This is a genomic window from Pantoea sp. MQR6 (assembly GCF_022761075.1).
Classification (GTDB): domain Bacteria; phylum Pseudomonadota; class Gammaproteobacteria; order Enterobacterales; family Enterobacteriaceae; genus Pantoea; species Pantoea phytostimulans.
On the sequence record NZ_JAKYXB010000003.1, the window covers coordinates 275042 to 298604 of the forward strand.

Here is a 23563-nt window from a genome sequence, read left to right on the forward strand (position 1 = left end):
TGCGAGTATTGAAGCTAAATATGGCAGCGTCTCCTTCCCCCGCTTTGCGGGGGAAGGCCGGGATGGGGGACAGCGCGCACCTTCCCTCTCGTAACATCTTCATTAAATGACACACTTTTGCCCAGGCTTGTGCATCTTCGCGCTGGCGCTGTGAGGAGAGCGCTTTATCATTAGCGCGACAACGAATAATAAACACACCGCTAAATAATGCCTCCTGATGAATTTTCGTAATTTCGAAGCTGAAGAAAAGCTGTTTGTCCGTCGCGCGGCGGCGGCCTTTGCGCTGGTCGTTATCTGTTTTACTGTTCTGGGTATCAACCTGTATCGTTTGCAGGTGCGCGATCACAGCTATTACCAGACGCGATCAAATCAAAACGATATCAAAATGATCCCAATCGCCCCAACGCGCGGGTTGATTTACGATCGCAACGGCATTCCTTTGGTGCGCAATGTTTCCTGGTATGACATCACGCTGACACCCTATAAAATCAACGACATGCAAGCCACGCTGAAAGCGCTGACGCCACTGGTTGATCTCACACCCGACGACCTGGAAAGCTTCCAACGCACGCTGAAACAGAGCAGCCGTTACAAGCCCGTGATCTTGAAATCCGAGCTCACCGACGAACAGGTTGCCCGTTTCTCAGTAAATCAGTTCAACTTCACCGGCGTTAGTATCGATACTTATCAGGACCGCCAATATCCTTATGGCGCTGATTTAGCGCATGTGCTCGGTTATGTCTCTAAAATCAATGATAACGACTACAAACGGCTGAATGCGCAGGGCATAGCGGAAAACTACGCAGCCGATCACAACATCGGCAAGCAGGGAATTGAAGGGTATTACGAGTCGGTGCTGCACGGTAAAACGGGTTATCAGGAAGTGGAAGTGGATAACCACGGACGCATTGTGCGAGTGCTAAAAGAAGTGCCACCGCTTGCGGGTAAAAACATTACGCTGACGCTGGATCTGCACCTGCAACAGTATGTTGAAAGCCTGCTTGCGGGTCAGCGTGCGGCGCTATTGATTGAAGATCCCCATGATGGATCGGTGCTGGCGATGGTTTCCAGCCCCAGCTACGATCCGAATCCTTTCGTCAAAGGCATCAGCTATAAAGCCTATGAAACGCTGCTACAGGATAAAAACCTGCCGCTGATCAACCGCGTTACTCAAGGTCTTTATCCTCCGGCCTCGACGGTTAAACCTTATATGGCGATGTCGGCGCTGCTGACAAAAGTGATTACGCCGCAAACCAGTTTCTTTGGCGCACCAACCTGGACGTTGCCCGGCACCGATCGGCGTTATCGTGACTGGAAAAAGAGCGGTCACGGCATGTTGGATGTCACTAAAGCGATTGAGGAATCTGCCGACACCTTCTTCTATCAGGTGGCGTTTATGATGGGCATCGACCGTATTCACACCATGCTCAGCCAGTTTGGTTACGGCAAACCCACCGGCATCGATTTGAACGAAGAGTATAATGGCCTGTTACCGAGCCGTGAATGGAAGCTGAAGGTCCATAAAAAAGGGTGGTATCAAGGCGATACGGTGTCGGTAGGCATTGGGCAAGGCTATTGGATAGCGACGCCGATTCAGATGGTTAAAGCGATGGTCACGCTGATTAACAATGGTCACGTAATCGCACCGCATCTGCTGGAGAAAACGCAGCGTGGTAAGCTGGTTGAGATGTATCAACCGAAGCTGCCGCAAGCCCAGGTTGGTGAGGCTAATTCACCTTACTGGTCGCTGGTGCGCCACGCGATGTTTGGCATGGCGAATGCGCCAAACGGCACCGGTTATAAATACTTTCACACTGCGCCGTATGGCATTGCAGCCAAAAGCGGCACCTCGCAGGTGTTTAGCTTGAAACAGAATCAAACCTATAATGCCAAAATGATTCCGGTTCGCTTACGTGACCATATTTTCTACACCGCGTTTGCGCCATTCAACGATCCCAAAGTGGCAGTTGCCTTGATTCTGGAGAATGGCGGCGGCGAAGGCGTAACGGCCGCACCCGTCATGCGGCAGATTCTTGATCACATTTTCATTCCGCCGACCACGCCACCGCCGGTGCAAATGGCGCAGCAGAAGCCATAAAAAAGGGGCTTAGCCCCTTTTTTAATTAAACTATGTCCGTTCTCATTTTTTTACTTAAATTATGGGCGATGTGGGTTTAATAAATTTCATTGAATTGATGATTTTTTATACAGCGCCAGTTTAAATGACTGGCAGAAAAAAGAATTAAATATATTTGAAGTATAAGGTCTTGAAAGCTTCGCCTAATCAATAAGCAACGTCACACGTTGAGCTTCTAATTCAGGTATCAGGCGCATTAGTAAGAGCGATTGTATGTCGAAAGTTTCCAGGCTCTTACTCAGGTCAAGGCATGAAGACCAGACGTAACGATCTCATTACCCGTGCTGCGGGGCGTAGCAAAAATAGAGGTGGGATAAAGATAAAAACAGCCGGTTGGCTACCGGCTGTTTACCCTATTTTTTAAGCGCTTCAGTGACGTGGCTAATGGCACGAACCACTTCGGTAGAACTGTTGCGGATATCGGCAATCATGCCGCCCGCTTCCTGTGCGAGGATCACACCTTGATCGGCGCGTTTAAGGTTGGATTCAATTCCTTTTAACGCCTTATTCGCCAGTAGATGGTTCTGCTGCACCCTGTTCTCAATTTCCGTGGTGGCACGGTTAATATTAGCAGCCAGAGTGCGTACTTCATTAGCGACAACGGCAAAGCTACGTCCATGCGTTCCGGCACGTGCAGCTTCAACTGCAGCATTAAGTGCCAGCAGATTGGTTTGATCAGCAATACGGCGAATGCTCTCAACGATAAAGCCAATGCGATCGGATGAATCGCTCAGACCTGAGATATCCCCCGAAATACCGTGTAACTCGCCTGCCAGTTCGTTCATGGTTTGCACGCTGTTAGCAATAACGTCAGCGCCCAGTTTGGTGCTTTCACTGGTTTGCAGCGCAGTTTGATAAGCCTGCTGTGCAGCTTTACGCTCTTGCTGGTTTTTCTCAACCTGTGCGGTGACATCAGTGGCAAATTTCACCACTTTATACAGCTCACCGTTTTCGTTGAAAACCGGATTGTAGGTTGCTCGCAACCACAGGGTACGGCCTTGCTTATCAACGCGTGGAAACTGACCAGAGACAAATTCACCCCGGTTCAACTGTTGCCAAAGTGCTTTGTATTCGGCGCTTGTACGCATCTCTGCCGAGCAAAATATGCTGTGATGCACTCCCTTGATTTCATCGATGCGATAACCCATGGTTTTAAGAAAGTTATCGTTGGCTTTGAGCACTTCGCCTTTCAGGTTAAAAGCAATCACCGCCATTGATCGCTCGATAGCGGTGGTCATTGAACGCTGCTCTTGCGCATCAATAATATGTTCGGTGATATCGTTGGCGAGTTTGACAATTTTAAACACGCGGCCGCTGCGATCTTGTACCGGCACATAGTTGGCTTCGAGCCACACCGGTAGACTGTTTTTGGCTACGCGCAGAAACTTATCGCTGAAACTTTCGCCGCGATTCAACCGCTGCCAGAAATCGCGATACGCTCTGGATTGAAGCAGATCAGACGTACAAAACATGCTGTGATGCTGGCCTTTGATTTCATCCAGCGTATAACCCATACGCTCAAGAAACAGCGTGTTGGCGGTGAGAATGGTGCCTTCTGGTGAGAATTCGATCATAGCAATCGAATCTTTTAATGAATGCATTGTTGCCGATGAGTGCGCACGCTTTTGCCAGGCAAGGCGTGAAACGACTCCTGATGTAATGGTGGAGAACATGGTTGAACCTTTTTATTAGTGTTAGTCTTCATTACATTTTATCGGCGGTTGCGTTTAAAAATTCAGCGGATGTCGACTTGTTTACACAAAATTTCACCCATGATTCTTAGGGTTGATGGAAAAGGCGTCAGTCGATTTCAATTTTGTTAAAAGCGTTTGACGCTAAAAGTCAGTTAGGGTTTAATGCGCCCCGTTGCCCGAATAGCTCAGTCGGTAGAGCAGGGGATTGAAAATCCCCGTGTCCCTGGTTCGATTCCGGGTTCGGGCACCATATTTAAAGAACCCGCCTCTGGCGGGTTTTTGCGTTTTTGCGGGTCGAACCCGTTCATCGAACGTTCGATGATCTCGCCACATCCCTGTGGCTCGCCCTGCGGGTCATCGCGCAGGCGCGCTGAGCAAAAATGCTCCCGGCATTTTTGTCCGGGTTCGGGCACCATATTTAAAGAACCCGCCTCTGGCGGGTTTTTGCGTTTTTGCGGGTCGAACCCATCGTCTTTAAGCCACATATACGGAGGGATTGGCATTTAACTGCTCCTTATTTTTCGTATTAACTTCATTGTTAAAATGTAAATAATTAGGGTTATAGAAAACATAGAGATTATTGAGATATAAAAATACAGGTCGTAAAAGTTGTCAGCCCCTATTTCACCGTCGCCATAAAGGAATTTCGCAATGCGAGTGGCTAAATCTTGGTCAAACCATAATTCAGGGCTGCCCAGCATTCGTCCGACGATTAAAGAGATAGCGAAATAGAGAATAACTTTTGATGCTCTACGGACAAGTGTTGTTATTGCCACTGGCAATTACCTCAATCCATCCGCGCGCCATCAATGATTTCATGCAGGGAACCGGCATAGGTGTAGTCTGCATTAGTGCGTCACGAATCAGCGCGTAATCGGCGTTATGGACTAAGGTGATACATCCCTCCGATATACGCCCGGGGTGCAACCTGAACAATCCGCGTTTGACTCCCTCAATCCATGAGTGGTCGTCAATAGTCCAGTCATCCCTGAACAAAGCAAACCATTCGTCACGACCAAACTCAGCGCCGTTATAAATCCTGTTATAGAGATCTTGTGACTGCGCTTTTAACCGCGAGAAGATCCCTCCACCACCGCGCTCTACAATCCAGTATTTACCCGGTGGTATGGGTCCCTCATCAGGGATTGCTCCACACGCAGCGTTATTCATGTATACGCCTTTGCCGGAGAACGCCATGAAAACGCCAACGCCGTATAGGTTAAAAGGCACGTAATCTGCGCCGTTCAGAATCAGTGTTCCATTCAAAGCCATAGCTCATCCAATATCCATATAGTAATCATGGGTTATCATGTCGATGATGGAATTTTAAAGCCATTAGTTATTAGGGTTATTTATCAAATGCGTTTTGGCTGCACCTGCGTTGCAGGCTCACAATAAGGATAAAGGTACTTTTTAAACGAAGCCGCCAGCGCCCTACACATCAATTCTTACGGACCCTTCTTGGTGACAACACGCCCAGCAATTTAATAAATGAATGAATAAAGGAATTTGTCATAGTCAGGATTTATTAACCAGAACCGCGGATAAACGCAACATTGGGTATTGCTCTGTGCTGATTTGCCTGTGGCTAACCGGCTAATATCCTGTTCGGTCTGCAATTATCCGCTGCTAATCGTGTTTTAATGCGCTCTCTTTACAGAAATAAACGGGCAGGCAAAATACCCTTTTAAATATTCAGCCTAATAGCCATGTCTGACGAAGCGCTGCACCAACAGATACAGAATCTGAAAAAGCACAATGCGCGGCTCAAGCGTATAGCGCATGACGCACGCAACAAATTAAGCGCAGCGCTAGATGGCACCGGTTTATATCTGTGGCAACTCGATATTCCCAGTGGAAAGTTAGTGATTTTTAATCGTCGCTGGGGCGCAATGCTTGGTTTTCAGCCTAAAGAGACCGATGCCAACTTTGAATCGTGGAAAGAGAGCCTTCACCCTGATGACGCCGCTGAGGTGTTAAAAGCCTTTTACGATCATATTGAAGGCATTGCGCCTTACTACGAGGCGTTGCACCGGATGATCGGTAAAAACGGAAAAATCAGTTGGGTATTGGATCGCGGCCGCATCAGCGAATGGGATGACGCAGGAAGACCTGTCAGAGTTACCGGCACGCATATCGACATGACGAAAGAGAAGCAATATGAAGAGCAACTCTCAACGTTGGCGCTGCACGATCCCCTCACGTTATTAACCAACCGTCATGCGCTGCAAACTCACTTTCGCGAACTGAAAGCGCAAGGTCAATTGTGCGTGGCTTTTATCGATTTAGACAATTTCAAACACGTCAACGATACCTTAGGACATCGCAGCGGCGATGAAGTATTGATTCAACTGAGTCAGCGCTTGCTTGAAGCGTGCCCTTCTGAAGTGGTGATTGGCCGATTAGGCGGTGATGAGTTTGTTCTGCTCATGCCTTATGCGCTGGATAATCCCTTGATACATCAAATGGCGTACGCCTGCCTGGATGCCGCGCTAACGCCATTCGACATGGCCAACGGCAGCGCCAATATCGGTGCTTCGGTTGGTGTTGCACAAGTTGACGCAAAAGAGAGCTTTGATGAAGCGTTAGCGCGCGCCGATGAAGCGATGTATCGCATTAAAAAGAATGGCAAACGCGGCGTCGCGCTGGGGAGTGTGACTACGCTGCGGCATTATCAGCAAGCGAAGCTGGAACAACCTGGCACGACGCCGAATATCTTGTGGTCGGACACCGGCACCGACGACTGATACGCTGTTTTTTTGAATGGCAGGATAAAGTGCCAGAAGCAGAAAGCCGCGTCCAGAAACCTCTCTTAGCGGCGTGGGAGCAGCCAGTTTCTTAATAACCGCGTCAGCAGCGGCATCCAAAGCCACACCACTAAAGCCACCACACACGCATCATCTAAAAAATGTCCCCACAACGTGCCGCGACTCATCGGCAGCAGCGCATCTACAAGCTGAGGAATCAGCAAGGTAGAAGGAAAGATAACGGCCAATGTCAGCAGGAATTGCTTCCATCTGGCAGGGCCGGGTTTCGCTTTGTCTACAGGCGTAAACCAAAACGCTGCACCGGGACGCACTTCAGTATGTTCAGGCGCGGCCAGCATGGCGGGCAGTGTGGCGATCAACGTTTTACGCTCAGCGGATTGCGTCCATTTAAACAGGTTGTCGAGGTTGTCAAAGCGAATCAATACCGTGTAAGTGTTTTCGCCATGCACCGGACGCAATACGTTAACCCCTAAATGCCCTGGAAACTGCGCCGCCTGCGGCATGATCAGTTCTAGCCAGGCTTCATAATCGGACTGTTTACCGGGCTGCAGGCTGTGAGTGATAACCAGCGTGACGTGATTAGCCTGTTGTGGATTGATCATGTCATTCTCCTGAATGCGCGACATCAGTGAAAAAGGTTTGCAGAGGGTCTGCCGTTGAATAAAAAATACGAGATAACACCGCTTATTGTTAGCGGAATGTTTTTGGGTTGTTGTTCAACAATTTTTGAGGAAAGGAAACATGCGGTTAAACCTTGAGGCGCTGCTGATTTTAGATGCGCTGGATCGCCACGGCACCTTTGCTGCTGCCGCGGCACGGCTGTTTAAAACTGCGTCTGCGCTGAGTTATACCGTACAAAAAATGGAGAGTGATCTGAAAATTACGTTGCTCGATCGTTCCGGGCATCGTGCGACTTTTACGCCGACAGGCCGCTTAATGCTAGATAAAGGGCGAGCATTGTTGCGTGCAGTTAATGAGCTGGAGCAGCAGGCGCGCTATGTCGAGAGCGGCTGGGAGAGCAATTTAGTGATCAGCGTTGATGCGTCGGTGCCGTTTTCGCTGCTCACACCGCTAGTTGATGAGTTTTATCAGCAACATCCGCATACGCAGCTGCAATTTCGCCACGACGTGCTGGCGGGCTGCTGGGAAGCGTTAAGCTATGGCGAAGCGGATATCGTCTTTGGCGCAGTACAAGAGCCGGCGACGCGCAAAGATATTGGTTGCGTGGCGCTGGGTTGGCTGGATTATGTCTTCGCCGTTGCACCTGAACATCCCCTGGCGCAGGCACCGGAACCGCTGCTGCGTGAGCAGATCCGGCAGTATCGCGCGGTAACGGTGCATGATTCATCACGTCACAGCGCTGGTATTGATTTACGGGTACTGGATGAGCAAAAGACGCTCAGCGTCCATGATTTCTCTACAAAGCTGCAGGCGCAGCTGGCGGGGCTGGGATGTGGCTTTCTACCGTGCTATTTAGCTGAACCCTATTTGGCGGATGGCAGACTCGTGGCGCGTCAGTTAGATAGCGAATGCCGCCGTGATATGGCGTATCTGGCATGGAATGAGAATGCCAGCGGCAATGCGGCCCGCTGGTGGCGCGAGAAATTGCAGACGCTACCGAGATTACGCGACATTTATAGTGCGCCATAAAAAATATGCACTGCGCTCCGTAAAGAGGAGTGCAGTGCGCAACAGGATTAAATGATTCGCTTTCGGCGCATCCTCGCCCTGATGATATTGCAATACGTCACGTTGTAGCTCGGCATCGGCACGAGGCTCACTGATGCTGACGCAGACATTGAATTTGCCCTGCTTGCCTGGCTGAAGAGCAACACGGATTACGTCACCGCTTTTACCAAAATATTTCCTTAGCGACATCGTCAAAATGGGCAGGCCGACGTGGGTGATTCACGGCAGCAAACACCCACTCGTTCCGTTCAAAGCCACAGGAAAACGTGTACACGAAATGATGGCTGGTTTAGATCTTAAAGTTTATGAGAATGGTCCGCCCGGATTCGCTGCTACGCATCCAGATCAGCTGAATAAGGCTCTGTTAGCCTTCTTACAGAAATACCCTTCTAAGAACTATTCCTAAAAGCACCCATCTGGGCGTTTTGTTTATTTATACTTGCCGCTTCGCTTATTCAAATCGATCTTTGGTCGATCTTTTCTTTTCACTATTCGCTTATTTAATTCATTCCGAGAAATAATTGATCATTTATTGATCAGATTGCATTTTTTTGAACATTCGATAGCACGTTTACCGCTTCGCTTATAATTATCCTCTTGATCAGCGCTTTAATTACTAATTTATTGCTTCTTTTAGCTAAAAAGATCATTTGTTGATCAAATTAATCAAATTTTATGCGGAATAAGCGAAGCATGCCGCTTCGTTTATAGGAGTTTGTAGTGGACTTTTTGACGAAATGATCGATTAATACGAAACGGAAATGATCGGAAATTGAATGTAAATTTCCCCGATTCTTTTTTGTGATGTCATGACAAAATGATTTCATGGCTAAATCATTGATCATTATGTTAGGGCCGTAAATTAACCAAAATTTTGCATGGCTGAGTAAGCTAATCCGCTTGATCATGTAAATTTTATGGCTACATTTACTTTGTATTACCAGCCTGACGAAGTATTGTCTGTGATTGCTATATTATTAAACCTCATGAGGAATACAGGATGACTCAATATCGTGGTGGGGCAGGAAACTTTGCTGCAGACAAAGAGCGCGCAGCCGAAGCTGGCCGCAAGGGTGGCCAGAAGAGCGGCGGTAACTTTAAGAACGATCCTGAGCGCGCTATTGAAGCAGGTCGAAAAGGAGGTAAGATCAGCCGTCGTAGTTGATTCTATATAACTCTTTTATTACAAGAAGTTATGTAAATATCAAGGTGACAATTTTTATATTTTCCTTCCCTTTCTGATAAAAGCCAGCTAATCCAATATGGCTGAGCGGCTTATTGCCTTCAGTCATAACTTATTTGAACCGGAATAGAACTCTATTCCGGTTTTTTTGTTTTTCAAAAAATAATCTGTACAGGAAAAAGTAATTGCGTACACATTTTATAAAAATAAAATAACGTCGGAAACTATTTATTTAGGCGTTATATGTATACGGTCTAACAAAAGTCTGTACAACTTTAGCCGATAAAGTCGAGGGTTACTGATTCAACAAAGTTAACTATTTAATGCCACTAACTCTATGGTGTAAAAAGAAAAATGCATTTTATATGCCAGTTTTGTTCACAATTCCAGCAGCAGCGACTCGCAAGATGGCGTTAATACGCTAGAGTTTTATTGAGTTCCCTTGATGACCATCAAGCGGCGTTAACAATTACCCTATCGAAACAAAATATGAGGCAAGAGTGATGACAGTTAAGACATTGAACGATCTCTTTATCCATGACCTCTCTGATATTTACAGCGCTGAAAAACAAATTACCCGCGCCTTACCTAAAATGGCGCGTGCAGCCACTGATGAAAAACTTATCGCCGCGTTTAATCAGCACCTCGAAGAGACACGAGGCCAAATAGAGCGGCTGGATGAAATCGTTGAAGTAACGCCAGAACTTAAAATTAGACGGATGAAATGTCATGCGCTGGAAGGCTTAGTCGAAGAAGCGCAGGAAATTATTGATTCTGTGGAAAAAGGTGAAGTGCGGGATCAAGGATTGATCGGTGCAGCACAGAAAGTTGAGCACTACGAAATTGCCACCTACGGTACGCTTTATGCGTTAGCGACTAAACTAGGTTATACCAAAGCTGCCGAGCTGCTGGCAGAGACGTTGAATGAAGAGAAACAAACGGATCAAAAGCTGACTGATGTCGCTGAGTCCATCACTGTGGCTTCCTGATAAGGAGAGAGACCATGTCTACATCCCCAGAAGAGCACTATCATGACTGGCTACGCGATGCGCATGCCATGGAAGAGCAAGCGGAAAGCATGCTCAATAAAATGGCCGATCGCCTTGAGCATTATCCTGAGTTGAGGCAGCGTATTGTCCAACACATTGAGGAAACCAAACAACAGCAGAGCCTGCTCAAGCAGCTGCTGGATCGCCATGATATCCACAACTCCACCCTTAAAGATGCCATGGGCAAAATGGCTGCATTTGGCCAAGCCGTGGGCGGCATGACCACGCCAGATGAAGTGGTTAAAGGCGGTATCAGTGGCTATGTGTTTGAGAATTTCGAAATCGCTAGCTACACCAGCCTGATTGCCGCTGCAGAGCATGTCGGTGATGCGGAAGGCGTGACTATCCTGACGCAGATTCGTGAGCAGGAAATCGCGATGGCGGAATGGCTTTATACGCATCTGCCTGATGTGACGCAGCAGTTTTTACTGCGCTCGTCACAGTCGGGCGTAGAAGCGAAGAAATAAGTTTGAAAGGCTGGAGATGCGTTTAATCAGCATCCCCGGCAAATAGATTAAGGCGAGGCGGGCTGCCAGGTATTAACCGCTTGCGTGTCAATCGGTTTTGGCAGCAGCTTCGCCTGATAAAAAGCGTCAGCAATTTTTTGCTGTTCTGCCAGATCGGCTGATTTTACTGGCTCGATGTGATAACTACGCTGCGCATTGGCTTGTACTACGGTTGATATCGGTAATTTTCCCCACAGCGGTGACAGCAGTTTCGCTGCCTCAGCAGGATGCGCTTTCAGCCATTCAGCCTGGGTTTCCAACGCGTTATAGACAGTATTTAACACGGCAGGATGCGCTTTAGCATACTCTGTCGATGCCAGATAATAGCGTTGATAACTCGCCAAACCTCTGCCGCTCGTCAATACCCGCACATGCTGTTCAGCCTTCGCGCTGGTCACATAAGGTTCCCAGGTTACCCAAGCTGCGACGCTGCCATTTTCCATTGCAGCCCGCCCATCAGCAGGCGTTAACCAAGCGGGGGAAACATCGCTGAATTTCAAACCCGCTTTCTTCAGCGCAGCGATCAGCAAATAGTGGCTGCCTGCCGCCTTGGTGACAGCAATCTTTTTCCCTTTCAAATCCTGCAGTGTTTTAATCGATGAATCCGCCGGAACCAAAATCGCCTGCGCATCTGGTGAGGGTGTTTCGCGGGCGTAATACGTCAGATTAGCGCCTGCCGCCTGCGCAAAAACCGGTACGGTATCGGCGACATCAGCAGATAAATCAACATTATTCAGATTGAGCGCTTCGAGTAGCGGTAAGCCGCTAGAGAATTCATGCCAGCTGACTTTTACCCCTTGGCTGGCAAGAGATTTATCCAGCTCGCCACGCTGTTTAATCAGCGTCAGCAAGGTAGATGATTTTTGATAACCGATACGTAGGGTTTGTTCTGCGGCGTGGAGTGGAAAGGAAAACAAGGCGGCGACCAACAGGGCGCCGCCAAGAGCGTTAAGGCGGGTCATGATGCATCCTTATGAGTTACTAAGCCTCAGGCGATAATAGGGGAGGGCCCTCTATCCACTAAACGCCGTTTTCTCATAAGCTTTGCCGCGCAGCAGATAACTCGCTGCGCAACGATTAATCCGCCATTAAGTGGCCGTACATCACCATCAAGCGGCGGGTAACGCCGTTGGTCCAGCCAAACCCATCTTGCAAAGGATATTCACCGCCGCCACCAGGACGTGCACGATCGCCGCTGATATCATATTTCTCAACCAGCTTATGGTGTAGCTGATAGAAATTATTGACGGTGTTTAGCCAGTTCACCGCTATTTCGCTGGCAAGGGTCTCTTCGCCGTAGTTATTTAAGCCAACCACCGCCATCCACTGCATGGGAGCCCAACCATTGGGTGCATCCCACTGCTCACCGCTGTCGACCATGGACGTTAGTAATCCACCATTACTCAGTAGCAGCTGGCGCAGGGCGATAGATTGCAGATGCGCCTGATGCGGCGTAGCAAGGCCAACAAACAGCGGCACCACAGAAGCCGCGGTAAATGCACCGAAGCGCGCACGTCGCCAGTCATAATCGCGGAACACGCCTGCGGTGCTGTCCCACAAGTAGCGGGTAATCGCACGTTTACGCGCCTCAGCTTTCTTCTGCCAGGCGAGTGCAGTTAACTCTTCACCTTTGGCGTGCGATAACGTAGCAATCATCAACTCAAGCTTGTAAAGAAACGCATTGAGGTCAATGGGAATAAATTGCGTGGTGCGAATGCTTGACAGACGTTTTGGATTACGCAGCCAGCGCGAAGAGTAATCCCAGCCGGATGCGGCACCAGCACGCAGGTCACGATAAACCTCACTTGCCGGACGTTTTGACTGACGCGCGGTTTCCACGTCTTCAATCCACGACTCATCACGCGGCGTGTCGCGGTCATCCCAGTAACGATTCAACAATGAACCGTTTGGCATGCGCACCACATGACGATAAGCCTGGTTTGGCATCAGCTCACCCGCGCCATCCATCCAGAAGTGGTATTCCTTCATCAGCTGCTCAAGATAGCGCTTTGCGCCTCGCACACCATCTTCTTCAAACAGCTCAACCATGAGCGCAAACACCGGCGGCTGAGAACGGCTGAGATAATAGGTGCGGTTGCCGTTGGGAATATGGCCGTAATTGTCGATCAACCAGGCAAAGTTATCCGCCATGTGACGCAGTAAATCGTCACGACCCGATTCCGCCAGGCCCAGCATGGTGAAATAGGAATCCCAATAGTAAGTTTCACCGAAGCGTCCGCCTGGCACGACATAAGGTTTTGGCAGCGGCAGCAGTGAGGAATGCGGCATGTGTTGCTGCGGCATTTTGGTCAGCACCGGCCATAAATCATCAATGTGCTCGTTAAGCGTTTTGTCAGGGTTCGAGACATAAAAGCTCTCGTTAACGCCTGGCAAATAGAAGTGATCGGCCACGAAACGCGACAGGTCAAAGTCGCTGCTGCGTTTTTGACGGCGATAGCGCATCAGCACGTCGAGCGGATCATACTTTGGCGAACAGTCAGGAAAGGTTTTGCTATCTTCAAAAATGCGCGACATTTGAACATTTTCAAACAGTTCAAGGTAGCGATCTGCTGGCGTCAGCGCGTCTGGAGCCGGTAAGCCTTCGATCAGCTCGGGCTCTGGTTCAGAATCTTGCATGCCGTCCAATTTCAGTTCATGGGGATCGTATAGATACTCAACGTCCGCACCTGCACGAACTTCTTCGAATGCATTGAGTTGCTGGCGATTAGTATTAATAGCGGCCTCCAGAGCAGTCCGGTTTGCATAAAGAGAAAATTATAGACCTCTCAACCTGCCAAACAACAATGCAGATTGCCTATGAACGTAATAAAAATTGTCTATTAATCGGTTTTTTTGCATAAATTATAGCCATATCAACTAAATATGCGGTGGTTCACAAAAAATGCATTTCAGATGAATCTCTTAGGTAACTAAAGAAATCAGTTTAGTCTGACAAAAATGGGTATTTATTAACATTTAGACAAGTTTTACAGCCTAAAAAAGGGTGCATAACGTGGCATACGAAGCGACGAATGCAATAAATTAAGTGCTTAGGCGATGTCATTTATCAGTGTGTAATGAGGCCAATTGTTCAGCATGGGGAAAGCTGAAGAGGAATAACGCTATTAAGCACGATGTTCCCACGAAAGGGAACATCGCACTGACTCATTTTTTCATCGCTGCCCGAATCACATCTTGATAAGGGGTGGTTGCGCGACCAATCAGTTTACTCAGCGTATGAGAATCATCGAACAAACCGCCTTGCGCTGCGCCAGCGTCAGAATCCGCCAGCATATCAGCCAGCCCTTCTGGCAAGCCTGCGTTTTTGAGTGCGTCAGCAAACTCCGCTTGTGGCAGATTGATGTAATCCACTTTCTCGCCGCTTTGTGCCGCAATCTCTGCGGTGAACTGTGCCAGCGTATAATGATCATCGCCAGCCAGTTCATAAACCTTACCGGCCTGATCGTCGCGTAGCATGACTTCTGCGGCGGCCTCGGCATAATCCTGACGTGATGCCGACGCGATGCGGCCTCTATCTGCTGCGCCGATAAACGCATGGTGTGCCAGCGCCGGAGCAATACTTGCGGCGTAATTCTCGCTGTACCAACCGTTACGCAGCAGCGCGAACGGCACGCCTGAAGCCTGTAATAAGGCTTCGGTAGCGCGGTGCTCAATACCTAATCCCAGGGGCGATTTATCGGCATGCAGCAGGCTGGTGTAGGCAATGAATTTTACGCCTGCGGTTTTGGCCGCATCGATCACCGCTTTATGCTGAGCTTCACGCTGGCCGACTTCGCTGCCAGAGATGAGCAGCAGTTTTTCAACGCCCGCAAACGCGGCAACCAGCGTCTCTGGCTTATTGTAATCGGCTGCGCGCACCTGCACACCTTGCCTGGCGAGGTCAGCGGCTTTTTCCGGTGAGCGTACGGCGGCAATCAGCTGCCCGGCAGGAATCTTCTTCACTAATGCTTCAATCACTAAACGGCCTAATTGGCCAGTCGCGCCTGTTATTGCAATCATTTTGGTATTCCCTTTAATTTTGCTGTTGGTGAAAAACAGCCTACGAGATAAGCTAACTTTTAGTAAGTACTTACATAATTGTTAGTATCAAGAGAACAGATTAAATGTCTGAAAAACTAAGTGAAAAATTTAACCGTGGTGCGCTGTTAAACGTAAATTGCCCTTCCCGTGAGGTGTTAAAGCGCATTACCAGTCGCTGGAGCGTGCTGATTTTGCTGGCACTGAAAAAGGAAACGCTGCGGTTTAGCGAACTGCGGCGCACCGTGGGTGGCGTCAGTGAACGCATGTTGTCGCAGACGCTGCGTCATATGGAAGAGGATGGCTTTGTTGAGCGTATTGCTTACGAAGTGGTGCCGCCGCACGTGGAATATCGCCTTACGCCGCTGGGGCGTGAAGTCGAAGCGCAAGTCACCGGACTTGCCGATTGGCTGGAGGAGAATCTCAGTCGCATTCTGGCGCAGCGCGAGAATTAATTGACCGATAAGCGGATGCAATGTGAAGAGCAGGGCAGTGGTGAGAATCGATAAATGCGCGCTGCTTCCACAGCGCGCATGCGTGAAATCAAGCATGAGATTTAGTGCAGATACTTTTCAAACCACGCCAGCGTTCGGCTCCAGGCTAACTCCGCTGCGGCTTTGTCATAGCGTGGCGTTGAATCATTATGGAAACCGTGATTCACGCCGGGATAAATATACGCTTCATAGACTTTGTCATTCTGCTTTAAAGCGGCTTCATACGCAGGCCAGCCAGCATTGATATTCTTATCCAGCTCAGCGTAATGCAGCAGCAGCGGCGCTTTGATCCGTGGCACATCTTCAGCCTTGGGCTGACGACCATAAAACGGTACGGCACAGGCTAAATCCGGGAAGGCCACCGCTGCCGCATTTGACACACCGCCGCCGTAGCAAAATCCGGTGATGCCGACTTTCCCGGTCGCTTCCTGGTGGTGCATGAGAAAATCGATCGCGGCGAAAAAATCGTTCATCAATTTGGTGGGATCCACTTTGGCCTGCATTTCTCGGCCTTCATCGTCATTGCCTGGATAGCCGCCTAGCGAACTCAATCCATCCGGTGCCAGCGCAATATAGCCCGCTTTCGCCACACGGCGCGCCACGTCTTCTATATAGGGATTCAATCCCCGATTCTCATGCACCACAACCACCGCAGGCACTTTGCCTTTGGCATTGGCCGGTTTCACGAGATAGCCGCGCACCTCGCCATGACCTTGCGGCGAAGGGTAGTGAATGTATTCCGGTTTGATGTCGGGATCGGTGAATTCAACCTGACTGGCCAGCGCATAGTTAGGACTCATCATGCCGAGCAGCGTAGCGCCAGTCATGCCGCCAATCGCCAGCTTGCCTGCCATAGAAATGAATTCGCGTTTACTGATTCTGCCGTGTGCGTAGTAATCGTAGAGTTCGAGTAATTCCTGAGGGAAATCTTGTGCTGTTAGACGTGTCATAACAATTCCTTAACCCAGATTAACAGGAGGCGATGCCGCTTTAACAAAGCACAGCTTGTCAGCTGAGGCAACCGGGATGACTCATCGGGTTAAATGTAATTAACGTAACGGTAGGTGAAAATAACGTGATCGCTCACGCAAATTTTTTTATTGGCTATTTCCAGGTGGATTTATCTGCTACGCGCCAATAAGCTTCTTTACAAACTAATCTGTTAATTTAGTAAAGGAAATAAACTCAATTTATTAACATTAGCCGTTTGCTGAAAGCGTATGAATTGGCTCATTCCGCACCCCTTTATAATCGTGGCAAATTAACCTTAAGCACCTAAAAAAAGGCTAAGGCGCTGGTTGAAGTGGAAATCTGTCTAACGCATTAAAAAATAGGATTTTTGCATAACAAGCTCTACGATTAAGCCCCTGTTTTTGACAAGGTTTATACCAGAATAAACCGTAAAAACAGGATGTTGTCATGATTTTTATTCCTAAGCTTTTCTTTGCGAAAGCAGCGTTTTTGCTGCTATTTGATATAACATTTATGTCACATAAAGGTGTTTGAATTAACTTTTGCACCTTGTTTTTAAATAGATAATTGCCGCGAAAAACAATGACCAAAATCAAAAAAGACTGTTATAGTTTTTGCTCTCCCGATTGTTTCTGTTTCTCTTAGGCGAAGTGTTCTACATTTCGCGGCGGAAATTTAATTAAGCGTAATGTGAAATATTTACATTGTGCTTAACTTGTTAATTATAAGTAAATATATGGTGTTCTATGTGGCAAAGAGGTAAGCAATGTTTGGATTAGATGCCTTTCATCTGGCCAGGATACAGTTCGCATTTACTGTTTCCTTCCATATTATCTTTCCCGCCATCACCATCGGCCTGGCCAGTTTTCTGGCAGTGCTCGAAGGTATGTGGCTGAAATCCCGTAATCAAACTTATCGCGATCTCTATCATTTCTGGTCCAAAGTCTTTGCCGTGAACTTCGGTATGGGCGTGGTATCCGGTTTGGTGATGGCGTATCAGTTCGGGACTAACTGGAGCGGCTTCTCGCAGTTCGCGGGCAGTATCACCGGTCCGTTACTGACCTATGAAGTATTAACCGCATTCTTCCTTGAAGCGGGCTTCCTTGGAGTGATGCTGTTTGGTTGGAACCGCGTGGGTCCGGGCCTGCACTTCTTTGCCACCTGCATGGTTGCACTCGGCACCATTATCTCCACTTTCTGGATATTGGCGTCTAATAGCTGGATGCACACGCCGCAGGGTTACATCATCGAAAACGGTATTGTGATCCCGCAAGACTGGTTCAAGATTGTCTTTAACCCATCGTTCCCGTATCGATTGTTGCACATGTCTACAGCGGCATTCCTTGCCAGCGCCTTCTTTGTTGGCTCTTCGGCTGCGTGGCATTTGCTGAAAGGAAATGATAATCCAGCCATTCGTAAAATGTTCTCGATGGCGCTGTGGATGGCGCTGATTGTGTCGCCAATTCAGGCGATGATCGGTGACGCGCACGGCTTGAATACGCTGGAGCATCAACCGGCAAAAATCGCTGCCATTGAAGGCCATTGGGAAAACCCGCCAGGCGAAGCCACGCCGCTGATCCTGTTTGGCATCCCGGATATGGAAGAAGAGCGCACCAAATATGCGCTGGAAGTGCCTTATCTTGGCAGCCTGATCCTGACGCACAGCCTGGACAAGCAGGTTCCGGCGCTGAAGACTTTCCCGAAAGAGGATCGTCCGAACTCCACCGTGATTTTCTGGTCGTTCCGCGTGATGGTCGCGATGGGGCTGCTGATGATTACGCTTGGTGTGGTCAGCCTGTGGTTGCGTTTTAAAGGTCGCTTGTATGAGTCGCGTCCCTTCCTGTGGTTCGCCCTGTTCATGGGGCCGAGTGGTCTGTTGGCTATTTTAGCCGGTTGGTTCACCACAGAAATTGGTCGTCAACCTTGGGTAGTTTACGGCGTGCAGCGCACCATTGATGCGGTCTCCGCGCATGGCGACCTGCATATGAGTATCAGCCTGCTGGCGTTCATCGTGGTCTACTGCTCGGTATTTGGTGTCGGCTATCACTACATGATGCGTCTGATTAAACAGGGTCCGATTACTGGCGAAGGTCACGTGGTTGAACACGGTGGTCCGGGTCAGAAGAAAACCCCTGCGCGTCCGCTGTCTGCAGCAACGCATAAGGAAGGAGACCACTAAGATGATCGATTTCTCTATTATCTGGTTCACGATTATCGTCTTCGCCACGCTGATGTACATCGTGATGGATGGCTTCGATCTCGGTATCGGCATTCTGTTCCCGTTCAACAAAGATCCGGTTGAGCGTGACATGATGGTGAACACCGTTGCACCGGTTTGGGATGGTAACGAAACCTGGCTAGTGTTGGGCGGCGCGGGCCTGTATGGCGCGTTTCCGCTGGCGTATTCGGTGATTGCCGATGCGTTGTCGATTCCATTGACGGCCATGTTGATTGGCCTGATTTTCCGGGGCGTGGCGTTTGAATTCCGCTTCAAGGCAACTGAAGAGCACCGCGCATTCTGGGATAAATCTTTTATCGCCGGTTCGCTGTTAGCCACCTTTAGTCAGGGCGTAGCAGTCGGTGCGATGCTGAACGGCATTCCGGTTGAAGGCCGCGCTTTCGCCGGTTCAGCAATGGATTGGTTCGCGCCATTCCCGCTGTTCTGCGGTGTGGGCTTAGTGGTGGCGTATGCGCTGCTGGGCTGCACGTGGTTGATCATGAAAACCGAGAACGAGCTGCATCGTAAGATGTCAGCACTGGCGACACCGCTGGTGATTACGCTGTTAGTGATAGTGGGCATTATCAGCTTGTGGACGCCATTCTCGCATGCCGATATCGCGCATCGCTGGTTCAGCCGTCCGAATCTGTTCTGGTTCCTGCCCGTTCCAGTACTGGTGCTGCTTTGTTCATGGGGCATCATGCGGGCTATCAAGCGTGAAGCGCACTATTCGCCGTTCCTGTTAACGCTGGCGCTGGTTTTCCTGGGCTTCTCCGGTTTAGGCATCAGCATCTGGCCAAACATTATTCCGCCGTCGGTCTCCATCTGGGCGGCAGCATCACCGCCGCAAAGCCAGGCATTTATGCTGGTGGGTAGCCTGCTGATCATTCCAATGATCCTGGGTTACACCTTCTGGAGCTACTACGTGTTCCGCGGGAAAATCAAAGCAGACGAAGGATACCATTGATATGCAAACCGAGGTCAGCAGCACGAAAACCCACAATGAGACGAAAGCCCCATGGTGGAAACGTATAATGTGGCTGGTGATCATCTACGGCGCAAGCGTGCTGGCACTTGGTGTGGTGGCATCACTGTTTCGTATGATGATGACAGCGGCAGGTATGCGAAGTCATTAAACGAACTCTGCTGTAAAGGCTGGCTCTGCCAGCCTTTTTTAATTAGTACCCTAAGCAATTAATGCGATTTATGCTTGAGAAGCCTACGGTTTCTTTACCCTTCCTTACATTCTTTATACGTTTTTGTTATTCTTTTGTGACGAATCTCGCAGTACAACTCACTTCGACGTAAACCACCATGCTCAGCCTGACCCTTAAGAAACAGTACATCAACGATTTGGTGGACTGGATAGAGGCGAATCTGACCGACGATCTCAACATCGATCTGATTACCCTGAAATCTGGTTACTCTAAATGGCACATGCAGCGCATGTTCAAAGAGATGACCGGACAAACGCTGGCGGCTTATACGCGCAAGCGCCGTTTAACCCTGTCTGCAATGGCGCTGCGTTTAACCCGGATGCCGCTGATCGACATTGCGGTGCGCTTTGGTTTTGATAATCAGCAGAATTTCACTCGCGTATTCAAGAACCATTTCTCCGTCACGCCAGGTGCATTTCGCCGTATTCCCGATCTGCCGGTGAAGCATTTCCACGGTCGCATTCCGGTGCGTTCACCCATTGAGCAGGCTGAATTGGTGATGCGTGAAGACGATCTGCAATTGTGTGGTGAAGTGGTGGAATGGGAATGTAAGTTTGGCGATTACATTCACGACAGCGAGCAGCGTGTTGCCGAGCAGGCGCGGCATTTTGTCCGTTTCGCTGGGCAATATGTCGAACGCGGTTGGCTCGGTTTTCAATACAGCCCGGGCAATTCTTCCGCTGAACAGCAACATATCAGTCTGTTTCAAGCCCTGGAAAGTCAGCATGCTGAAAAGCTGAGTTCGCAAGTCGTGAACTGGACGGCGAATCGCGGCCTGTATGCGATGATCCGCTGGAGTGGTACACCGGAACAGCTCACGCGTTTTATCTCCGATATTTATTACCTGCACCTGCCAGCACTGGGTGTGGCGCGCCGTCCGGGTAAAGATTTGCTGCGTTTAGATCTTAAAGCCTCCCAGCCAGATTGGCTGATCGGCGTGTTCGCCATTCCGGTAACAAAAGACTAAATGCATAATTCGTGCGGTAATCTGTGACTAACCGCACGATTTTATAAAAAAATCGCCGATTCTGGCGTAAAATTCTCTCTTGAAACCCTGACGTTGCGCATTCATCGGGCAACCATCCTTCAGGGCTGGAATATTCATCTGCAATTCAGGCCGCTTCCGGCTAAAAATGATAAAGACCTCAACTATGCGACTCTCAATGTTGTTCCTTGTTACGGCGCTTTCTGCCATCCCAGCTCTTGCTATGGCGCAGATGGCTGAACCTTTTAATCCGCCTGCTGGGCTGCACCCGCATTCGCAGGGTACTCAGCATGAAATTCTGGGTGATGGTCAGTTGCCGCAACACAGTCAGGGTAATCCCGCTACAGCAGGTTTTGCCGATACGTTTTAATCTGACAGAAAACGCGCGCGTACAAACGTGATATGTGCTTTAAGCTTCGCTTCAGGCACATACGCATGAACGGCTTTTACCTGAGTCCTGTTACGCGTTCATCTGTTATTAGCGAGCCGTAAATCAGGCTTTCTGACCCGCTTTTCTGTACTTTTTTTCTGTACTTCGACGCGCTTCTCCTCCTCTCTTTAAGCCGCCTCTTCCTGCGTCACTTCACACCTTTTATTGCGCTTCTCCCAATTCATAAAATATGTTTTAGGCGTGCCGATCGCATTTTTCGTCATTGTGGTTAAGATATATCATAGCTATCTTACTGGCGTTAGATGAGAATGATTTTGATTTCATAACCGGAAAATGGGTTGCGGTGGCTAGCGGTGTAATGCGCTGTGGTGCTGACAATCTGCATCGTGACAGGAGCTGACTTTTGCGAGATAACAAGAAAGAGATTCCAGGCCGTGCGCCACAGCGCGTGCGCAACGAATTACGTTTTCGCCACATCACCGTGACGAGTAAAACCAAGGTCGCCAATCATTTCTGGCGCATCGTTTTTAAGGGTAGCGATCTGGCTGGCTTTAACTCGCCCGGTTTTGATGATCACATCAAAATCTTTTTCCCTGAAGCGGGTAGCGGCGAGTTAGCGCTGCCGCAGATGACTGATGAAGGCATCGTATGGAAAGAGGGCGTGCGTCCTCCGGCGCGTGATTATACGCCGCTGGAGTTTGATGGTGAATCTTCCCTCACCATCGATTTTTATATTCATGAAAGCGGTGTCGCCAGCGATTGGGCAACGCGAGCAAACATTGGCGACACGCTAATCATGGGCGGCCCGCGTGGTTCGCTGGTGGTTCCAACGGATTACGCTTTCCAGCTTTATGTCTGTGACGAAACCGGTTTACCGGCTTTTAAGCGTCGTAAAAAAGATCTGCAGGCTGAAGCGCTGCATCTTTTCGCTTACACCGACGAGCAAACCGGGCGCGGTTATCTGCCGGATCTGGCCGAGGTGAATGTCAGCTGGCTCGGTAACGGCACCATGCAAAGTGAAAACCTGGGCACGCTGATCGCCGCGCTGGACAACATCGCTATTCCGCAGGATGAGTCTTTCATCTGGCTGACCGGTGAAGGCAATTTCGTCAAAACGCTCAGCGACTATTTCACTGTAGATCGCGGTATCGATCCCGCTTACGTACGTGCCGTTGCCTATTGGCACCAGAAGTAGCGCTCCCCGCCGCCTGTGTTGAATTTTGCCAGGCGGCAGACTACTATCAACCTCCTTTTCCCCATCTCCAGGCAGGCAATGAAACAGGACTCAGCATTCTCATGTCATCGCGACAGCGCACCGCGTTCAGGAAGCTGTGGCGGGCGTCGTAAACGTCGGGAAAAAATGCTGGATGCCAGTGATATTCGCCTGTTGATGCTGCACTTTCTTGGGCAGAATGCCGCGCACGGCTACGAACTGATTAAATCAGTTGAGGAACTGTCCAAAGGCGAATATTCCCCCAGTCCCGGCATTATTTATCCGAATCTGACGCTGCTGGAAGAGATGGACGCCATTCGCGTGGTTGATGCGCAGGCATCACGTAAAGCTTATGCGTTAAAGGCGGCCGGACGTGCATTGCTGGAAGAGAACCGCGAGCATATCGCTAGTCTGATTGAACGCTTAACGTCGCTGGCGATTTTGGTGAATAATCGTTCTATTCCTGATGTTGATCAGGCGATCCATCAGATGAAAGCGGCGTTAAATAGTCGTCTTTCGCAGGAAGATATTTCAGAAGAGACGTTGCAGAGCATCATTTCAACCCTCAACGAAGCGGCAAAAAAAATCACAACCAGCTGATTAACACGTCTGGTTGTGATCTCTCTGTTTTTAGCGCTGCACTAAGTAAATCTTCTCATTCACCTCAATGTTATGCGTTGGCGTCAGGCTTTTTCCTGTCAACGTGCCCCAGCGAGCGCTCTGGAAAACAGTAATCGCGCACCCGCTGTTTCAGCATTGAAGCATCGGGGAAGCCACCATCGCGCTTGCGCTCCCACAACAAAAAAGTATCGACCTTAATTTCAAATATCCCGCCAGTGCCTGGTTTCAGCGTCACCGACGCGAGATCGTCGGCAAACGTGTGCAGCAGCTCTTGCGCCATCCATGCTGAACGCATTAGCCAGTTACATTGCGTGCAGTAATGTATTTCGATGGTCGGTTTCGGCGTCATGGGGATTACCTCAATAAGATGTTGATTATTCACTTAGAA

22 protein-coding genes and 1 tRNA gene are annotated in these 23563 nt (G+C 49.3%); 15 read left to right on the forward strand and 8 right to left on the reverse strand.

What is annotated here, in order from left to right; all coding sequences use genetic code 11:
- Positions 1-217: 217 nt before the first annotated feature.
- Entirely contained in the window at positions 218-2098 is a 1881-nt protein-coding gene (gene mrdA, locus MUG06_RS14100; RefSeq protein ID WP_215845616.1) for a penicillin-binding protein 2, read from the forward strand.
- Between the two features lie 392 nt (positions 2099-2490).
- Here mrdA and MUG06_RS22810 read toward each other — a convergent pair whose 3' ends face one another.
- Positions 2491-3810 (reverse strand): PAS domain-containing methyl-accepting chemotaxis protein, encoded by a 1320-nt coding sequence (locus MUG06_RS22810; RefSeq protein ID WP_279234005.1) that lies wholly within the window; start codon positions 3808-3810, stop codon positions 2491-2493.
- Positions 3811-4005: 195 nt separating this feature from the next.
- Here MUG06_RS22810 and MUG06_RS14115 point away from each other — a divergent pair.
- Positions 4006-4081, forward strand: a tRNA-Phe gene (locus MUG06_RS14115).
- 500 nt (positions 4082-4581) lie between these two features.
- Here the strand turns inward: MUG06_RS14115 and MUG06_RS14120 are convergent.
- On the reverse strand, positions 4582-5103 hold the full coding sequence (locus MUG06_RS14120; protein WP_243078971.1) for a DUF2778 domain-containing protein: 522 nt from the start codon (positions 5101-5103) through the stop codon (positions 4582-4584).
- Between the two features lie 437 nt (positions 5104-5540).
- On the opposite strand from MUG06_RS14120, the gene MUG06_RS14125 reads away from it, so the two are divergent.
- Entirely contained in the window at positions 5541-6578 is a 1038-nt protein-coding gene (locus MUG06_RS14125; protein ID WP_243078972.1) for a sensor domain-containing diguanylate cyclase, read from the forward strand.
- A gap of 65 nt (positions 6579-6643) precedes the next feature.
- Here MUG06_RS14125 and MUG06_RS14130 read toward each other — a convergent pair whose 3' ends face one another.
- The gene (locus MUG06_RS14130; RefSeq protein ID WP_243078973.1) at positions 6644-7201 is read right to left on the reverse strand and encodes an antibiotic biosynthesis monooxygenase; all 558 of its coding nucleotides are present in this window, start codon (positions 7199-7201) and stop codon (positions 6644-6646) included.
- Between the two features lie 139 nt (positions 7202-7340).
- Here MUG06_RS14130 and MUG06_RS14135 point away from each other — a divergent pair, with 139 nt between their 5' ends.
- The 4 genes from MUG06_RS14135 (at position 7341) to MUG06_RS14150 (ending at position 10987) form a co-directional block, all read left to right on the forward strand.
- Positions 7341-8249, forward strand: a complete 909-nt coding sequence (locus tag MUG06_RS14135; RefSeq protein ID WP_243078974.1) for a LysR substrate-binding domain-containing protein — start codon at positions 7341-7343, stop codon at positions 8247-8249.
- Positions 8250-9288: 1039 nt separating this feature from the next.
- Positions 9289-9453, forward strand: a complete 165-nt coding sequence (locus MUG06_RS14140; RefSeq protein WP_215845624.1) for a general stress protein — start codon at positions 9289-9291, stop codon at positions 9451-9453.
- 521 nt (positions 9454-9974) lie between these two features.
- Positions 9975-10460 (forward strand): ferritin-like domain-containing protein, encoded by a 486-nt coding sequence (locus MUG06_RS14145; protein WP_243078975.1) that lies wholly within the window; start codon positions 9975-9977, stop codon positions 10458-10460.
- 14 nt (positions 10461-10474) lie between these two features.
- Entirely contained in the window at positions 10475-10987 is a 513-nt protein-coding gene (locus MUG06_RS14150) for a DUF892 family protein (protein WP_215845626.1), read from the forward strand.
- A 47-nt stretch (positions 10988-11034) separates the two neighbouring features.
- Here the strand turns inward: MUG06_RS14150 and MUG06_RS14155 are convergent, their stop codons facing one another.
- From MUG06_RS14155 to MUG06_RS14165, 3 genes are all read right to left on the reverse strand, one after another.
- Positions 11035-11988, reverse strand: a complete 954-nt coding sequence (locus MUG06_RS14155; protein WP_243078976.1) for an aliphatic sulfonate ABC transporter substrate-binding protein — start codon at positions 11986-11988, stop codon at positions 11035-11037.
- A gap of 115 nt (positions 11989-12103) precedes the next feature.
- Positions 12104-13762, reverse strand: coding sequence for an alpha,alpha-trehalase (locus tag MUG06_RS14160; protein WP_215848219.1), 1659 nt, complete (start codon positions 13760-13762; stop codon positions 12104-12106).
- Positions 13763-14191: 429 nt separating this feature from the next.
- The gene (locus tag MUG06_RS14165; protein ID WP_243078977.1) at positions 14192-15046 is read right to left on the reverse strand and encodes an SDR family oxidoreductase; all 855 of its coding nucleotides are present in this window, start codon (positions 15044-15046) and stop codon (positions 14192-14194) included.
- Between the two features lie 104 nt (positions 15047-15150).
- Here MUG06_RS14165 and MUG06_RS14170 point away from each other — a divergent pair, with 104 nt between their 5' ends.
- On the forward strand, positions 15151-15519 hold the full coding sequence (locus MUG06_RS14170) for a helix-turn-helix domain-containing protein (RefSeq protein ID WP_215845628.1): 369 nt from the start codon (positions 15151-15153) through the stop codon (positions 15517-15519).
- Positions 15520-15620: 101 nt separating this feature from the next.
- Here MUG06_RS14170 and yghX read toward each other — a convergent pair whose 3' ends face one another.
- Positions 15621-16508 (reverse strand): YghX family hydrolase, encoded by an 888-nt coding sequence (yghX, locus tag MUG06_RS14175; protein WP_215845629.1) that lies wholly within the window; start codon positions 16506-16508, stop codon positions 15621-15623.
- A gap of 788 nt (positions 16509-17296) precedes the next feature.
- Between yghX and MUG06_RS14180 the strand changes: the two genes are divergently transcribed.
- The 7 genes from MUG06_RS14180 to MUG06_RS14210 all read left to right on the forward strand — a co-directional run bounded on the left by MUG06_RS14180 (position 17297) and on the right by MUG06_RS14210 (position 23154).
- Entirely contained in the window at positions 17297-18709 is a 1413-nt protein-coding gene (locus MUG06_RS14180) for a cytochrome ubiquinol oxidase subunit I (protein WP_243078978.1), read from the forward strand.
- A 1-nt stretch (position 18710) separates the two neighbouring features.
- Positions 18711-19715, forward strand: coding sequence for a cytochrome d ubiquinol oxidase subunit II (cydB, locus tag MUG06_RS14185; protein WP_243078979.1), 1005 nt, complete (start codon positions 18711-18713; stop codon positions 19713-19715).
- 1 nt (position 19716) lies between these two features.
- Positions 19717-19884: a DUF2474 domain-containing protein gene (locus tag MUG06_RS14190; RefSeq protein ID WP_243078980.1), complete on the forward strand. Its 168-nt coding sequence runs from the start codon at positions 19717-19719 to the stop codon at positions 19882-19884.
- Between the two features lie 178 nt (positions 19885-20062).
- Positions 20063-20932 carry a helix-turn-helix domain-containing protein gene (locus MUG06_RS14195; protein WP_243078981.1) on the forward strand — a complete coding sequence of 290 codons (870 nt, stop codon included), beginning with the start codon at positions 20063-20065 and terminating at the stop codon, positions 20930-20932.
- A 184-nt stretch (positions 20933-21116) separates the two neighbouring features.
- On the forward strand, positions 21117-21320 hold the full coding sequence (locus MUG06_RS14200; protein ID WP_215845634.1) for a hypothetical protein: 204 nt from the start codon (positions 21117-21119) through the stop codon (positions 21318-21320).
- Positions 21321-21744: 424 nt separating this feature from the next.
- The gene (locus tag MUG06_RS14205; protein WP_243078982.1) at positions 21745-22536 is read left to right on the forward strand and encodes a siderophore-interacting protein; all 792 of its coding nucleotides are present in this window, start codon (positions 21745-21747) and stop codon (positions 22534-22536) included.
- Positions 22537-22614: 78 nt separating this feature from the next.
- On the forward strand, positions 22615-23154 hold the full coding sequence (locus MUG06_RS14210; protein WP_243078983.1) for a PadR family transcriptional regulator: 540 nt from the start codon (positions 22615-22617) through the stop codon (positions 23152-23154).
- A 70-nt stretch (positions 23155-23224) separates the two neighbouring features.
- Here the strand turns inward: MUG06_RS14210 and MUG06_RS14215 are convergent, their stop codons facing one another.
- Positions 23225-23524, reverse strand: coding sequence for a SelT/SelW/SelH family protein (locus tag MUG06_RS14215; protein WP_215845636.1), 300 nt, complete (start codon positions 23522-23524; stop codon positions 23225-23227).
- Positions 23525-23563: the final 39 nt, after the last annotated feature.